The organism is Vibrio profundi (assembly GCF_043642225.1).
In the GTDB taxonomy this organism is placed as follows: Bacteria; Pseudomonadota; Gammaproteobacteria; order Enterobacterales; family Vibrionaceae; genus Vibrio; species Vibrio profundi_A.
Genome location: NZ_JBHZSF010000003.1, coordinates 188,314 through 204,215 on the forward strand (window position 1 = coordinate 188,314; position 15,902 = coordinate 204,215).

14 protein-coding genes are annotated in these 15,902 nt (G+C 43.6%); 10 read left to right on the top strand and 4 right to left on the bottom strand.

Annotation, left to right across the window (positions count from 1 at the left end; translation table 11 throughout):
* Window positions 1-44 precede the first annotated feature (44 nt).
* The 5 genes from rpsO (at window position 45) to ACHUFI_RS07435 (ending at window position 5,735) form a co-directional block, all read left to right on the top strand.
* A complete protein-coding gene (gene rpsO / locus ACHUFI_RS07415; protein WP_004728948.1) occupies window positions 45-314 on the top strand; it encodes a 30S ribosomal protein S15 in 270 nt (89 codons plus the stop codon).
* Window positions 315-665: 351 nt separating this feature from the next.
* A complete protein-coding gene (gene pnp / locus ACHUFI_RS07420; protein WP_394247741.1) occupies window positions 666-2,786 on the top strand; it encodes a polyribonucleotide nucleotidyltransferase in 2,121 nt (706 codons plus the stop codon).
* Between the two features lie 127 nt (window positions 2,787-2,913).
* Window positions 2,914-3,825 carry a lipoprotein NlpI gene (gene nlpI, locus ACHUFI_RS07425; protein ID WP_394247743.1) on the top strand — a complete coding sequence of 304 codons (912 nt, stop codon included), beginning with the start codon at window positions 2,914-2,916 and terminating at the stop codon, window positions 3,823-3,825.
* A 110-nt stretch (window positions 3,826-3,935) separates the two neighbouring features.
* Window positions 3,936-4,343: a MarR family winged helix-turn-helix transcriptional regulator gene (locus ACHUFI_RS07430; protein ID WP_394247745.1), complete on the top strand. Its 408-nt coding sequence runs from the start codon at window positions 3,936-3,938 to the stop codon at window positions 4,341-4,343.
* A gap of 54 nt (window positions 4,344-4,397) precedes the next feature.
* A complete protein-coding gene (locus tag ACHUFI_RS07435) occupies window positions 4,398-5,735 on the top strand; it encodes an MATE family efflux transporter (protein WP_394247747.1) in 1,338 nt (445 codons plus the stop codon).
* A gap of 33 nt (window positions 5,736-5,768) precedes the next feature.
* Here ACHUFI_RS07435 and ACHUFI_RS07440 read toward each other — a convergent pair whose 3' ends face one another.
* From ACHUFI_RS07440 to ACHUFI_RS07450, 3 genes are all read right to left on the bottom strand, one after another.
* Window positions 5,769-6,647, bottom strand: a complete 879-nt coding sequence (locus ACHUFI_RS07440; RefSeq protein WP_394248086.1) for a U32 family peptidase — start codon at window positions 6,645-6,647, stop codon at window positions 5,769-5,771.
* A 21-nt stretch (window positions 6,648-6,668) separates the two neighbouring features.
* On the bottom strand, window positions 6,669-7,682 hold the full coding sequence (gene ubiU / locus ACHUFI_RS07445) for a ubiquinone anaerobic biosynthesis protein UbiU (protein ID WP_394247749.1): 1,014 nt from the start codon (window positions 7,680-7,682) through the stop codon (window positions 6,669-6,671).
* Window positions 7,683-7,805: 123 nt separating this feature from the next.
* Entirely contained in the window at window positions 7,806-9,845 is a 2,040-nt protein-coding gene (locus ACHUFI_RS07450; protein ID WP_394247751.1) for a sensor domain-containing protein, read from the bottom strand.
* Window positions 9,846-10,039: 194 nt separating this feature from the next.
* Between ACHUFI_RS07450 and ubiT the strand changes: the two genes are divergently transcribed.
* The 4 genes from ubiT (at window position 10,040) to rimI (ending at window position 11,977) form a co-directional block, all read left to right on the top strand.
* A complete protein-coding gene (gene ubiT / locus ACHUFI_RS07455) occupies window positions 10,040-10,567 on the top strand; it encodes a ubiquinone anaerobic biosynthesis accessory factor UbiT (protein ID WP_394247753.1) in 528 nt (175 codons plus the stop codon).
* Window positions 10,551-11,054: a GNAT family N-acetyltransferase gene (locus ACHUFI_RS07460; RefSeq protein ID WP_394247755.1), complete on the top strand. Its 504-nt coding sequence runs from the start codon at window positions 10,551-10,553 to the stop codon at window positions 11,052-11,054. Before ubiT ends, ACHUFI_RS07460 begins: the two co-directional genes overlap by 17 nt.
* A gap of 85 nt (window positions 11,055-11,139) precedes the next feature.
* Window positions 11,140-11,538, top strand: a complete 399-nt coding sequence (locus ACHUFI_RS07465) for a DNA polymerase III subunit psi (protein ID WP_394247757.1) — start codon at window positions 11,140-11,142, stop codon at window positions 11,536-11,538.
* Window positions 11,531-11,977, top strand: coding sequence for a ribosomal protein S18-alanine N-acetyltransferase (gene rimI, locus ACHUFI_RS07470; RefSeq protein ID WP_394247759.1), 447 nt, complete (start codon window positions 11,531-11,533; stop codon window positions 11,975-11,977). Before ACHUFI_RS07465 ends, rimI begins: the two co-directional genes overlap by 8 nt.
* On the opposite strand, the gene ACHUFI_RS07475 is transcribed toward rimI, so the two are convergent.
* The gene (locus ACHUFI_RS07475) at window positions 11,974-14,019 is read right to left on the bottom strand and encodes a putative bifunctional diguanylate cyclase/phosphodiesterase (protein ID WP_394247761.1); all 2,046 of its coding nucleotides are present in this window, start codon (window positions 14,017-14,019) and stop codon (window positions 11,974-11,976) included. The genes rimI and ACHUFI_RS07475 overlap by 4 nt on opposite strands.
* Before the next feature lie 232 nt (window positions 14,020-14,251).
* Here ACHUFI_RS07475 and prfC point away from each other — a divergent pair, with 232 nt between their 5' ends.
* The gene (prfC, locus tag ACHUFI_RS07480; protein ID WP_394247763.1) at window positions 14,252-15,841 is read left to right on the top strand and encodes a peptide chain release factor 3; all 1,590 of its coding nucleotides are present in this window, start codon (window positions 14,252-14,254) and stop codon (window positions 15,839-15,841) included.
* The last annotated feature ends 61 nt before the right edge of the window (window positions 15,842-15,902 follow it).

The window sequence follows — 15,902 nt, forward strand, 5'->3', positions numbered from 1 at the left end:
ATTGGCTGCTACAAATATTAAACTACTCTTATCAGGAGAGAATTATGTCTCTGAATGCAGAAACTAAAGCAGCAATCGTTGCAGAATACGCACGCGCTGAAGGCGATACTGGTTCACCAGAAGTACAAGTAGCACTACTAACTGCTTCTATCAACCACCTTCAAGGTCACTTCAAAGCACACAAAGGCGATCACCACAGCCGTCGTGGTCTTCTACGTATGGTTTCTAGCCGTCGTAAGCTTCTTGACTACCTGAAAGGTAAAGACCTTTCTCGTTACCAAGACCTAATCAAGCGTCTAGGCCTACGTCGCTAATAGCGATGTCTGCAAAGACAGTTTGAAGAAAAAGGAGCATTTATGCTCCTTTTTTTGTGCCTGAGAAACAGATATGAAATCTATATAGCGTATAACTAGGTTTTTGGCTCTGAAAATGTCTCTTCTTAAAAAAATAGTTTATACTCTTGCACGCTCATAATTCTTTCAATTATGCGCTTTCACTTTGCTCAACAATTACAGTCACAGATGTCGGCCAATAGGTCGCGACTATTAAAAGTAGATGGCATTATTTTATAAATAACCTCCGTCTTTTTTTACTAGTCGCGATTAGTAATTGCTGAGTGCTCATTCACTAATTCTGAAGATGATTCTTCAGAAGAAGGAAATACAATGTTCGAAAAACCAGTAGTAAAAACGTTTCAGTACGGTAACCACACCGTAACTCTAGAAACAGGTGTTATTGCACGTCAAGCTACGTCTGCAGTAATGGTAACAATGGACGATACGTCAGTATTCGTTTCTGTTGTTGGTAAAAAAGAAGCGGTAGAAGGTCAAGATTTCTTCCCTCTAACAGTTAACTACCAAGAGCGTACTTACGCTGCTGGTAAAATCCCTGGTGGTTTCTTCAAGCGTGAAGGTCGTCCATCTGAAGGCGAAACACTAACGGCTCGTCTAATCGACCGTCCAATTCGTCCTCTTTTCCCGGATGCATTCAAAAACGAAGTTCAAGTTATCGCAACAGTAATGTCTGTAAACCCAGACGTTCAACCTGATATGGTAACTATGATTGGTACTTCGGCTGCTCTAGCTATTTCTGGTATCCCGTTCAACGGTCCTATCGGTGCTGCACGTGTTGGTCACATCGACGGTCAATTAGTACTTAACCCAAGCAACACTGAGCTAGAAACTTCTAAGCTTGACCTTGTTGTTTCAGGTACTGAAGGCGCTGTTCTTATGGTTGAGTCTGAAGCAGACAACCTAACAGAAGAAGAGATGCTATCAGCGGTAGTATTTGGTCACGATCAGCAGCAAGTTGTTATCAACGCGATCAATGAATTCGCAGCTGAAGTTGCTACTCCAGCTTGGGATTGGGTTGCTCCAGCAGAGAACACAGTTCTTAACACTCGCATTGCAGAGCTAGCAGAAGCTAAGCTAGTTGAAGCGTACCAAATTACTGAAAAAATGACTCGTTACGACCGCATCCACGCGATCGCAGCAGAAGTTAACGAAGTTCTAGTATCTGAAAACGAAGAAGTGAACCTAAAAGAAGTTCACTCTATCTTCCACGATCTAGAAAAAACAGTTGTACGTCGTAGCATCATCGCGGGTAACCCACGTATCGATGGCCGTGAAAAAGACATGGTTCGTGCGCTAGACGTACGTACTGGTGTTCTTCCACGTACACACGGTTCTTCTCTATTCACTCGTGGTGAAACTCAAGCTATCGTTACTGCGACTCTTGGTACGCAGCGTGATGCTCAAATCATCGACGAGCTAACTGGTGAGCGTAAAGATCACTTCCTACTACACTACAACTTCCCTCCATACTGTGTTGGCGAAACTGGTTTTGTAGGTTCTCCTAAGCGTCGTGAAATCGGCCACGGTAAACTGGCTAAGCGTGGTATTGCTGCGGTAATGCCTTCTGTTGAAGAATTCCCATACACAGTTCGTGTTGTATCGGAGATCACTGAATCTAACGGTTCTTCTTCAATGGCTTCTGTTTGTGGTACATCTCTAGCACTTATGGATGCTGGTGTTCCAATCAAGTCTTCTGTTGCGGGTATCGCAATGGGTCTTGTTAAAGAAGGCGATGATTTCGTTGTTCTTTCTGACATTCTTGGCGACGAAGATCACCTAGGCGACATGGACTTTAAAGTAGCAGGTACTAACGACGGTATCACTGCACTTCAAATGGACATCAAGATCGAAGGTATCACTAAAGAAATCATGCAAATTGCACTTAACCAAGCGCAAGGTGCACGTAAGCACATCCTTTCTGTAATGGATGAAGCGATTTCTGGTGCTCGTGAAGATATTTCTCAGTTTGCTCCTCGTATTCACACTATGAAGATCAACACTGACAAAATTCGTGACGTTATCGGTAAAGGTGGTGCTGTTATCCGTTCTCTATGTGAAGAGACTGGTACAACTATCGAAATCGAAGATGACGGTACAGTTAAAATTGCTGCAACTTCTGGTGAGCAAGCTGATGATGCAATCAACCGCATTAAAGCACTAACAGCTGAAGTTGAAGTAGGTACTATCTACACTGGTAAAGTTGCTCGTCTGGCTGACTTTGGTGCATTCGTGACTATCCTTCCAGGTAAAGACGGTCTAGTACACATTTCTCAAATCGCTGATAAGCGCATCGAGAAAGTATCTGACTACCTAACTGAAGGCCAAGAAGTTCAAGTTAAAGTACTTGAAATCGACCGCCAAGGCCGTGTACGTCTAAGCATGAAAGAAGCAGTAGAAAAGCCAGCTGAAGACGAAGCACCTGCAGCTGAATAATTCTAATGTTTATGAATCGATGAGCTAGCGCTTTTTAGCGTTTTCTAGCCCATACGATTAAAAGCATGTTATAAAGGGAGCATATCGCTCCCTTTTTTTATTGCGGTCTTAACAGGAGTATTTATTCGTGAAATGGTTTCAAACCGCGAGTTTGTGTTTGTTAATTACACTGACGGGCTGTGCTTCAACATCCGATAACACAAGCCAGCAGTGGGTATACCCTCCGATGGCTGTGCCTCTACAGGCAACGGTTCAGCAAGAAGTTCAGATAGCGCGCCTTACCCAGTTATTGCAACGTACAGATTTAAACAATGAAATACGTGCAAAGATGTTATTTGAGCGCGGTAACTATTATGACAGTGTCGGATTACGTGATTTAGCGCGTCTCGACTTTAACCAGTCACTTTCATTAAACCCAGCGCAACCTGACATTTTCAACTTATTGGGCGTTTATTTTACTCAGGTCGGAGAGTTTGATGCGGCTTATGAATCTTTCGATTCTACGTTAGAGCTGGATCCTACAAACTCATACGCTGAGCGAAACCGCTCCATCGCACTTTATTATGGTGAGCGCTACGAGCTGGCCAATGAAGAAATGATGAAACACTACGCTGACGATCCTAGCGATCCATTTAGAGCATTGTGGTCTTATATTATCCAGTTTGAATTGGATCCCGTTCAAGCGAAAGCGGACCTTGAGTCTCGCTACCTAGAGCGTGATGAGTCTTGGGGGTGGGTTCTGATTGCAATAATGCTCGAAGACATCACTGAAGAGCAGGCGTTTAAAGCCATTTTGACAGGCACGCGTGATAACACCTTACTTGCCCAGAGATTAACGGAAACGTATTTCTATTTAGCTAAGCGTTATCATATGAAAGGGGATTACGCGAACGCGATATCTTTGTATAAGTTAGCACTGTCTTTCAACGTTTATGAGTATGTCGAGCATCGCTATTCATATTTGGAGCTAGGGCGTATTTTCGATCAAGTACAAGCTGATCGTATCGCACAGGCGAAAGCGCAAGAAGCTTCTCAGTAACGCCATTAGAGTTTATTTCTAAAAGAACCGCTGCTTGTCAGCGGTTTTTTATTGCACATAATAAATGTGTTGTTAAAATAGTTAGCATCGCTAACTAAATTTAATTTCCTATGCTTACCGAAAACTTAGAAAAGATAGAGCGTTTTGCCGCGAAAATTTGGCGAGTACATAGCAAAGAAGATCCGATTGGGCAGCTAAGTTTCAATGAATACGACTATTTGAAAGTGATTCAATCAGCACCGGAACCAATTCGGCTGACTGATCTCGCACAGGAGATGGAAGTCACTAAACCATCGGCAACCAATATGGTTAAAAGGTTAGAAAGAAAAGGCCTTGTGGAGCGTAAAGTGTGTATTGAAGATGCGCGTTCTAAACGAGTGGCTTTAACGGCGCAAGCGACATTGGGGTTAAAGGAAGAAAGCAAGGTATATGGAATTATGTCTAAAGGGATCGAGAAAAAACTCTCGAAAGAAGAAGCTTTTCAATTAAACCAATTGTTAAGCAAAGCCCTAAAATAAAATTTATCGAATTAGTTAGCTTAGTTAACTAAATGTAGAAACAGAGATACTCCTATGAACAATTCAATCTATCGCCAATTTTGGCGTTATACCATTCCAACCGTTGCAGCCATGCTGGTTAATGGCTTGTACCAAGTGGTTGATGGTATTTTCATCGGCCGTTATGTAGGCGCAGATGGTTTGGCGGGGATCAATGTCGCGTGGCCAGTGATCGGCACCATCCTAGGTGTGGGCATGATGATTGGTGTTGGTACCGGTGCATTGGTTTCGATTAAACAAGGCGAGAAAAAAGCGAATGAAGCCAAGCAAACTCTCGCTACTGGCATGCTTTTACTGCTTGGGCTTGCGCCGATTGTTGCCACCATACTGTGGTTCTTTTCTGATGATTTCTTGATATTGCAGGGAGCAACAGGAAGAGCGTTAGAGTTAGGGGTTCAGTATTTAGACATTTTAATTGTGTCGAGTGTTTTCTCGTTAGGCTCAATCGCCATTCCTTTCTTATTGCGTAATGATGATAGTCCAAATCTTGCTACGGTTTTGATGATTGTTGGTGCTGTGATCAATATTGCTCTAGATTATGTGTTTATCGCAATGCTTGGTTGGGAACTGACTGGTGCGGCAATAGCGACAGGTATCGCGCAGATGACAGTGACGGTGTTAGGTGTTGGGTACTTTTTCTCATCACGTGCCAAAGTACGCCTCAGCTTGAAGTGTTTGGTACTTAGATTGGAGTATTTGCCGACTATTCTAACTATAGGTATCTCGAGCTTCTTTATGTACGCTTACGGCTCCATGATGGTGGCCGTCCATAATCTATTGTTTACAGAGTATGGCAGTTCGTTGTTGATCGGAGCTTATGCGATTATTGGCTATATCGTGACGGTTTATTACCTCACAGTAGAAGGTGTTGCTAATGGTATGCAGCCACTTGTTAGTTATCATTACGGCGCTAAGAATCACAATAATATACGCAAACTGCTCAATGTCGCGATGGTCACTTCTGTAGTAGGTGGTGTTATCTTTGTGATTTTGTTGAATGTATTTCCGTACCAAGCGGTATCTGTTTTTAACTCACAAGATACAGAGCTCATCGAAGGTGCAGTCTTGGGGATAAAACTGCACATGTTCGCTTTATTCTTAGATGGATTCTTAGTCGTGGCTGCCGCTTATTATCAGTCGGTGAATAAAGGCAGTAAGGCGATGTTCGTGACAATCGGCAATATGCTTATTCAATTGCCATTCTTATACTTGCTACCCAAATTATGGGGCATTACAGGAGTATGGATTGCTTACCCAATATCCAATATCGCGTTGAGTCTTATCGTGATAGTGATGTTGGCTAAAGACGTGAGAAAGCTCACGGAGCCTATGGGGCAGCCAGTAACCGTATAAATAAAGGTCTAGCAATGTGCTAGACCTTTTTCTTTAGATGTTTTTGACTTCTAACCCTGCTAGTTGGTGCCAGTAGCCATTGCATTGGCGATCGGCAACCGTTTGAGGGTTTTCACCTTTCTCATTTGCTCTAAACTTATCGACTTCAGAGAAGGTATCTAACCCCAGAGGACTGAGTCGTACCACATCGACTAATTGATCCATGCTTGGCAAATCATTCACAAGGTTATAGCAGTAGCCAGATTGGGTTTGAATGCCGTTAAGGTTAAAGACCGATTGACCTTCTTGGCTATCTACTTGTAAGCCTGTTGGGTAATTGATACAGCAAGTTTCGCAGTCATCTTTGGCTTTGTTTTCTGCTCTCGCCGTGAAGCAGCGAGCAGAGTAGGCGAGCGGAAGATAGCCATGGCTGAATACTTCGACTTCAAACTTATTACGTATATTTAAGTCGTCGCATTGTGTCAGTACGTTAGTTAGCCACTCGCGAGACAGCTCCACAGGCATACACCAGCGTGTCATTCCTTGTTTCAAGAATAAGTTCAGGGTGTGTGCATTGTAGGTATTCACCGCAGGCCCAACGACAAATGGGACTTTGTTTTGACTTGCAAGCTGAATAGCCGAAACATCGTTTGCTTCAATAGCAAAATCACCGTTGTCGATGTACTTCTTCATGACATTCACTTCGCTCGGGGCTTCTAGCAGTGCCATTGTGGATAGCACTACTTGTTTCCCTGAAGAAGAAAGCTCTTTAGCGATATCTAACCAGTGTTTAACTTTCATTTCTCGGCGCTTAGAACATACAGATTCGCCTAGATAAATAATGTCTGCTGAGCTTGATTTTGCTTGCTCGTAAAAGCTTTCTACGTCCTGCTTAGGCCAAAAGTAAAGTAGGGGACCTAGAGCGTATTTCATCGAGTTATCCATTACTGTTCCTTATTGCCATTTACGGTGGTAAGCACCAAGAGTTGTCTGTGTACCTTCTGATACGTTTGCAAGGGCTGCATCCCATGCTTGTTCAACCTGATATTGTTCTGGGTTGGCGAGGTAGCGATCGATCGCAGCGCGCCAGGTTCGAGTTACTTGCTCTACGTAAGCAGGGCTACGCTGACGTCCTTCAATTTTCACTGAAGCCACGTTTGCGGAAAATAGTTCCGGTAACATAGAAAGGGTATTGAGACTTGTTGGTTCTTCTAGAGCGTGATAACGCTTGCGTTCACCTTCAATGTCCGCTTCGAAGCGACCCTTACATAGAGTCGGGTAGCCTGCATTTTCTCCCGCGGAATATTTATCGATTAAGATCTCATTTAATCGAGATTCTAAACCTGATTCAGTTTCTTGCCATCGAACGTATTTTGCCGGAGAGCAAGCGCCAACCGTATTCGGAGATTCCCCTGTCATGTAAGAAGATAAGTAGCAGCGCCCTTCTGCCATGATGCAAAGGCTACCAAAAGCGAAGACTTCAAGATCAACGTCTGAGCTGATATTTCGAGATAGCTGTTTTACTTGGTGAATCGATAATACGCGTGGCAACACGACGCGTTTTACATTGAAGTTCTGATGATAAAAATCGATCGCGGCAGCATTGGTTGCAGAGGCTTGAACAGAAAGGTGTAATTCTAAATCTGGGTATTTGTTGGCAGCGTACTCAAGTACCGCAATATCAGCGACAATTAATGCATCGACACCAAGCGCAGCGGCGTTATCGACGGCATTGGTCCAACGCTCAAAGCCATTAGGGTGCGCGAAAGTATTAAGTGCAACGTGAATTTTCTTGTTCCGGTCATGAACATACTGGACTGCTCTATCCAGTTTTTTGCCCGCAAAGTTAAGACCAGCAAAGTGTCGTGCGTTGGTATCATCTTTGAAGCCGATGTATACCGCATCTGCTCCGCAATCAATTGCTGTTTTTAGGGCAGGTAAGTTACCTGCTGGACATAGGAGTTCCATTTGCTCACTACCAATAGAAAAATCGAGACGAGCATTTTATGAAGGATTATGAATAGCAAAATTGATGTAAGGCAGGTTTAGTTGAATAAATCAGGTTTTACTCAATTAGAGGTACAGTCTTGGCTAGTTTTTATGACGTCGGTTTTGTGCAAATAACTCTTCGACTTCTTCTTTTGGTTGAGGGCGATAGAAATGGAAGCCTTGAATTGAGTTACAGTTTAGATTTGAAAGCAATGTGGCTTGTTCGCGAGTCTCCACTCCTTCCGCTACAACCGTTAAGTTTAGAGACTTACCTAAGTTAATGATGTTCTCGATAACGGTGACTTGTTTTGGCAACGTGTCGATATCAGTGATGAAAGCGCGGTCTATCTTTAATTCATCGATTGGGAAGCGTGCGAGATAAGAAAGAGATGAGTAACCCGTACCGAAATCATCAATTGATAGGGCAAAGCCCAGTCGTTTAATAGCATTAAGCATCTGTAACGTATGGTCGCTATCACTCATTACCGCACTTTCGGTTAACTCAAATGTGATGGCGCTTGGATCTAAGTCAGTCGAGCGCAGTAGTTTTTCCATGAAATCGATGAGCTTCGGGTTACCAAACTGCTCTGGAGATAAGTTGATTGCGACTCTTCCAGGCAGTATTCCTTGCATTTTCCAACGTTTAACGGTAGCAAAGACTTCACGCATGACGACGCGACCTAAGTGTTCGATCAAGCCTGCTCTTTCTGCGACAGGGATGAATGCACCAGGGCTGATATAGCCTTCGACAGGGTGTTTCCAACGAACCAGCGCTTCAGCCCCATTAATACTGAAGTCTCGGGCGTTTACCTTGGGTTGGTACCACACTTCTAGCCCGTTTTGCTGTAAGGCTTTTTGAAGCTCGATCTCTAACCATAAGCGCATGCGCGCTTCTTTGTTCATTTGATCGTTGAATTTGATGAGTCGGTTTCGGCCACGATCTTTTGCTTCATACATCGCAGTGTCGGCATTTTGCAATAAGATACGAGCATCATTGCCGTCTTGTGGGAATAAAACACTGCCAATCGAGCAGGCTAAGCGTTTACTAAAATGGTGGAGATCAAAGGGCTGGTTAATCAACGCTATGATTTTTTCTGCCAACATTTCTGCCATGTGGCTGTTCTCTGGCTCAGGTAAGATGATACCAAACTCATCGCCACCTAAGTGTCCAAGTACAGCATGCCTCGGCAAGAGTCGCTTTAAACGAGACGAAACTTCTTTAATGACTTTGTCACCGATGTGGTGTCCTAAGGAGTCATTAATGTTTTTAAAATTGTCGATATCTAGGTAGAGCATCACAACTGGCGTGCTGTTATGAATAAACTGCTCTAATCGCTTTGTAAAACCCACTCGGTTATAGAGCTGAGTCAAAGCGTCGATATACGCATCTTCATTATCACTGGTTGCAAGTTGCTTTGGAGCATCTTGCGAATCTTGAAGTAATACGATTTGAGCTTCGTGCCCGAGCAATGCCGTAGAGTCAACATGCAGTTGGATTTTACGCTCAAACCCGCAGCGGGGGCCTGTCAAACAAACCAAACCAGACTCTGGCACTAAAGCGCCAATTTTATTGTTAAAGACTGTTTTGGTTTGTTCATCGATAAATAGTCGACCGAGCTCTTCACCAACAAGTTCTGCCGCGGAATTAAACCCGAGTAAGCGTGCTGCTGCGGGGTTAGCGGACAAAATGTAGTCATCTTCGACTTGAAGTAAACCATCAGGCAGTAGCTGAGTTAGCTTATGAAATTTAGATTCAGACTCTTCTAAAGAGCGAATCAGCACTTGGTTTTCAGAGGTGTCGATAGCGTGAAAGATAACGTATTCAGGTCGTTTGTCTTTTTCGATTGGAGAAAGGCTAAAGTGAATACTGGTTTCTAGGTCGGTTTCGTTAAGAGTGATTTCAGCTTCAATGGATTCACCATTAAAGGCTCTGTCATAGTACGGCTTGATGTGTTTATAGAATTGTTCACCGAGGATTTGGCTGTCGTTCATCCCAACCATCTCAGCTTGGCTTAACCCTGCAATATCACAATAGCGTTCGTTCACCATGCAATAGTTATGTTGGCTGTCGATCACTGCAAAAAAGAACGGGCTGTTCGAAGTGAGTTTTGCAAACCATTGCTGTAGTTGCTGGGGAAGCATCAAAGTACTACCATTCTCCAAAAGCTGAGTGTTCACCTATTGGTGAAGTAGATATTAAGTTAACTATAACTGTGATTTTATATATATAAAAGCGTCAATAACAATGCGATATTGTTTGATACATAACAGTAATCTAGGTTGGCACATCATCTATGATGGTTCAATTGTTATTGATAAAGTTACGGATAAGTCACGTGATAAACAAGATACGTACTCAACTAGTTCAAAATGCAGCATCAATTTTGCGATCTCCAGTCCAGTTATTGCCTAAATCTGTACAAAAAAGAGCCTTGCTGGAAGGCCTAAAAACGGTGTTTAAAGAAGCTTTGGAAGACGGCGACTTTGAATTCTTAGAAGATAAGTGGTTGAAAGTTTCCATAAAAGACATGGGCTTGAGTTGGTGCATTAGCTATCAAGATGAAAAGCTCGTTGTGGCCAATGGCGAGGTAGCAGAAGATGTGAGCTTTAGCGGCAATTTAAATGACCTCGTTCTGATTGCCGGGCGTAAAGAAGACCCTGATACCTTATTCTTCCAGCGACGCTTAAGTATCGAAGGGGATACTGAGCTGGGGTTGGAAGTGAAAAACTTAATGGACAGTGTCGATTTAGAACTATTACCCGCACCAGTCCAAACCTTGTTAAATCAATTAGCTGATTTTGTGCAGAAAGGGGTACAATCCTCTCAACCACAAAATGAGGTAATGAATGCTTATTCGAACTGAAGCACCTGCAGATATCCTAGCCATTGACCGATTATTAAAATCGGTATTTGAAACGGACGCAGAAGCAAACCTAGTCATGAGTTTGCGAGAAAATAGCCACCTGACACTCTCTTTAGTTGCGTGTTCGGATGAAGGCGAAGTGATTGGCCACCTAATGTTTAGCCCGGTCCATCTGAATGGGGAAGATAACAATTGGCAAGGGTTAGCGCCTTTAGCGGTGAAATCTGCCTATCGTAAACAAGGTATTGGTGCTTCTTTGATAAAAGAAGGGCTAGCGTCTCTTTTTGAATTTGGTTATCCAGCATGTGTCGTTCTGGGCGATCCTAATTACTACGGTCGATTTGGTTTTAAATCCGCAAGCGAATTCAATTTCAATTGTGAGTGGGATGTGCCGGAAGGGGCATTTCAGGCGATTGAGTTGGCAGAAGGTTGTTTTTCTGGTCATTCAGGTAAGATTGAATACAGCCCTGAATTTGCACAGCTATAATGAGAAGCTAGCTTACAGTGAATGAAGGAGCTTGATGCTCCTTTATTTTTTGTTAGTATCTGCCCGGTTCAATAAGGGTTTATTTATGCCGCAAAACCAAATGCAATACCTACAAGAAATGGGAATTAGTTACTGGGAACTTTGTCACCCAGATCGCCTGCAAGGTTACCAAGTACAACCTGTACAGCTTCCTGAAAGTTGTAAGTTGTTGCTTGTTTCCCCTGAAAAACCAACAGGGCAGCTGGCGGACATGTTTGAACGTGTCTTGAAAAGTATTAAGTTGAATCTCGAACAAGCCCTTTTCTTATCACCGAATGAAGTGAGTGCTTTAGATACCAGTCACCTCGAATGGGTATGGTTCGCTGGATGCCAAGTTCAACACGACATAACCGCTAAAACTTTACAATCTCCGTTGTTGTCCGATATTGATGGAAACAACCAACAGCGCCGCGCACTGTGGCAGCAGATTTGTAGCTATGAGTAATCAATTTATTCCACTGAACCCATCCCATGTTGAACAAGTGTGGGCAATAGAGCAACAGGCTCACTCACACCCATGGAAAGCCTCTATGATAGAGGATGTCGATAGTCGCGGGGCTTGTCATCACGTATTGGTCGTGGGTGATAAAGTGGTCGGCTACTTTTATGCGCAGAATATCGTAGGTGAAGTCACTTTATTGAATATTGCTGTCTCGCCTGATGAGCAAGGTAAAGGCTATGGTAAAGCGCTCATTGAGTTCTTTTTGGCAATGTGTGAACAAGTCAAAGCTGAAAGTGCTTGGTTAGAAGTTCGAGAGAGTAACCACAGTGCTTTTGGACTTTACGAATGGGTTGGCTTTAACGAAGTGGATAGGCGCCGTAACTATTACCCAACGGCAAAGGGGAAAGAAGACGCCATCATCATGAGTTACCTTTTCTTTTAGCTACTCTTAGCTAAGGGCTCAGACTCTAAGTCATAGTGTGGGTGAAGTAACCTTTGAGTCACTTCACTCACAGGAAGAGGCTTATCAAATAAGTAGCCTTGGAACTGTTTGCAGCCTAAAGCTTTCAGAGACTCAAGTTCTAACTTGTCTTCTACGCCTTCCGCAATGACTTCTAAATTCAATCTTCTTGCCGTCATTATGATGGTATCCACAAGAGCTTGATCGCTTTCATCGAGATGCAGCTGCGTAACGAATGAGCGGTCAATTTTAAGAACATCAACGGCTAAATGTTTTAAGTAACGTAACGATGAGTAACCAGTACCGAAATCATCAATAGAGATTTGTAGGTCGTGCTCTTTCAGCTTCGCCATTTTTTGTATGGCATCATCCACATTCTCCAATAGCAAACTTTCTGTGATTTCAAGTTCGATATGCTTCCCGGTAATGCCTGCCTGCGACAAGGTATGAGTAATGTGTTCGACAAACGATTCTTGCGAGAACTGCAACGTACTAATGTTAATGGCTAAGCGATGGAAGCTTGGCGGTAAAACCCCTTGCTTCTCCCATTTAGCGTATTGGTAGCATGCTTGTTCAATAATCCAATCACCTATTTGTAATATTTGTCCCGTTTCTTCGGCAATCGGCATAAAGACGCCTGGAGGCAGCAAGCCCCTTTCAGGGTGATTCCACCGAATTAAGGCCTCGACGCCAATGACCTCGTGCTGATCATTGACCTGTGGCTGGTAGTAGAGTTCCAGTTGCTCTTTACTTAATGCCTCATGGAGCCCTTTTTCAATATCCAAAAAGGACTCGACTTGCGCCTGCATTTCTGGCTCGTAGAACATGTATTTATTTCTACCTGCGACTTTCGCCCGGTACAGGGCAGTGTCGGCTTGGCGCAGTACATCAATGCTAGTGGCGTCGACCGATGGGAAAACGGATATACCAATACTCACGGTACAGTAAAGTTGGTGGTCGTCGATCGAATATGGATTGGAGATCAAAGCCAATAACTGTTTTGCCATGTCTGGCGCATGCTCTGGCTGGATGTTTGGCATCAGAATGGTGAATTCATCCCCCCCGATTCGAGCGGCGAGATCCCCTTCTTTTACCCATGCCTCAATTCGCATCGATATGGCTTTGATTAAGTGATCGCCAATGGTGTGACCTAGCGAGTCATTAATGGTTTTAAAGCGATCAAGATCGAGATAAAACAGTGCGCCAGAAGTATGAGACTTTACTGCGGAGCTAATTGTGGAATTGAGAGTTTTCAGTAACAAACTGCGATTCGCGAGCCCGGTTAAAGAGTCGTAATACGCTAGTTGATTGAGTTGGCTTTCTGCTGCTTCACGCGCTTGCCATAAATTATGGAATGACGTCGCCAAGCGACTCAGCTCATCTTGTCGGTTAGCCGTGGGCAGTGGAAGGGCGGTTTGACGATCTTGCAGCGACTTAACCCACTCGATCAAAGTGACAATCGGCTTTGAAAGTTTGTAGTAAAAGAAAGCCAGCAAGATGGTGGTCAAAAGTATGTTTCGGATCAGATCAAAAATAAGGATCCGACTTGATTTAGAAATAAAAGCTTCCGCTATTGTGGATCCATTGACAGAAAAGCTGAGTTTACCTACCACGACGTTCGAGTTTGGTTGGTGGAGTTCCACACTGTAAAAAGGGGTGGCAGGAGTAAGGAAATCGGAAAGTATTTGAGTAATGAGATCTTGTGTGCCTATTACACGATCTTTTTTGGTCAGCATATCGCCAAAATCATCAACAATTTCAACGCTATATACCGCGGAATCCATCATTAAACTGGACGCCACTTGTTCGGCAAGTAGATGATTTAAATGGTATGCAGCTTGGCTAGCATTCGAATAGTTTTGAAGAAGCTTGAATTGGTAATGCTCTTCAATACGAGTTTGTTCCTGATGAAGATCCACCAAGATATGGTACAAACTGAAACAAACTCCTAGAACAACTGAGACTAAGAATACTGTTTTGGCTTGTTTAAACGCTAAAGAATGTATTTTTTTTGTACTCGTCATACCTAAAACCAAAATCCCCTATCTATTTAGTTATAGCTCATATTTATTGATAGTTTAGTTATCCTGAATATTTTCATTAACATCAGTGATCCATCATGACGATTCTTTACTCACAGACAAGTTGCCCATTGAGCCAATATAGGGGAAAATACGCCGCAATCAGATTCGCCTAGCTAGATTTGTCTAAACAACCCGCTTGTTTTACTGCTAGCCCATAAAGAAGATCACATTCATGTCAAATACACCATTTATTGGTGAGGTATCTAAACGTAGAACCTTCGCCATTATTTCTCACCCGGATGCGGGTAAAACCACGATTACCGAAAAAGTACTTTTATTCGGAAACGCCATTCAAAAAGCGGGTACCGTAAAAGGCCGTGGCTCTAACCAGCATGCTAAATCTGACTGGATGGAAATGGAAAAAGAGCGTGGTATCTCGGTAACCACATCGGTTATGCAATTTCCTTACAATGAATGTTTGGTAAACCTGCTTGATACTCCAGGGCACGAAGATTTCTCTGAAGATACTTACCGTACCTTAACGGCGGTAGACTCTTGTTTGATGGTGATCGATGCGGCGAAAGGTGTCGAGGATCGTACACGTAAATTGATGGAAGTAACGCGTCTACGTGATACACCAATCGTAACGTTTATGAACAAACTTGACCGTGATGTTCGTGACCCAATGGAAGTGTTAGATGAAGTAGAAAGCGAGCTAGGTATGGCTTGTGCACCTATCTCATGGCCAATTGGTTGTGGTAAAGAGTTTAAAGGTGTGTATCACATTCACCGTGATGAAACGATCTTGTACGAATCTGGCCACGGCCACGAAATCCAAGAAGTTCGTATCATCAAGGGTCTAGATAACCCTGAGCTAGATGCCGCGGTAGGTGCTGATCTTGCGGAAAGCGTACGAGAAGAGTTAGAGCTTGTTATCGGTGCTTGCCCAGAATTTGATCACGATTTGTTCCTTGCGGGCGAGCTAACGCCTGTTTACTTCGGTACCGCATTAGGTAACTTTGGTGTTGACCACATGCTTGATGGCTTGACTGAATGGGCTCCAGGTCCACAAACGCGTCAAGCTAACGAGCGTGAAGTGGTTGCGACGGAAGAAAAGTTCTCTGGCTTCGTATTTAAGATCCAAGCAAACATGGATCCTAAACACCGCGACCGTATTGCTTTCATGCGTATCGTATCGGGCACCTATAGCCAAGGTATGAAGATGAATCATGTTCGTACCGGTAAGAACGTTAGCATTTCAGATGCGGTAACATTCATGGCGGGTGACCGTTCTCGTGCAGAGAAAGCTTATGCGGGTGACATCATCGGTCTGCACAACCACGGTACGATTCAAATTGGTGATACGTTCACTCAAGGTGAAAGCCTGAAGTTCTCTGGTATTCCTAACTTCGCTCCTGAACTGTTCCGCCGTATTCGTTTACGTGACCCTCTAAAGCAGAAACAGTTACTTAAAGGCTTGGTTCAGTTGTCTGAAGAAGGTGCGGTACAAGTATTCCGTCCACTGCAAAATAATGACCTTATTGTTGGCGCGGTTGGTGTACTTCAATTCGACGTAGTTGTGGCTCGTTTGAAAGCGGAATACAACGTAGAAGCAATCTACGAAAGCGTGAACGTTGCGACAGCACGTTGGGTTGAATGTGGCGATGCTAAGAAACTAGAAGAGTTTAAGCGTAAGAACCAAACTAACCTTGCGTTAGATGGCGGCGATAACTTGTCTTACATTGCGCCAACTATGGTGAACTTAAACCTAGCGTCTGAGCGTTTCCCTGATGTTGAGTTCCGTGCAACACGTGAGCACTAATACCAAGCTTATCAGCTAACGTCGTGTTAATTGCGCTGTTAGTGTGAAATAAAAACGTCTA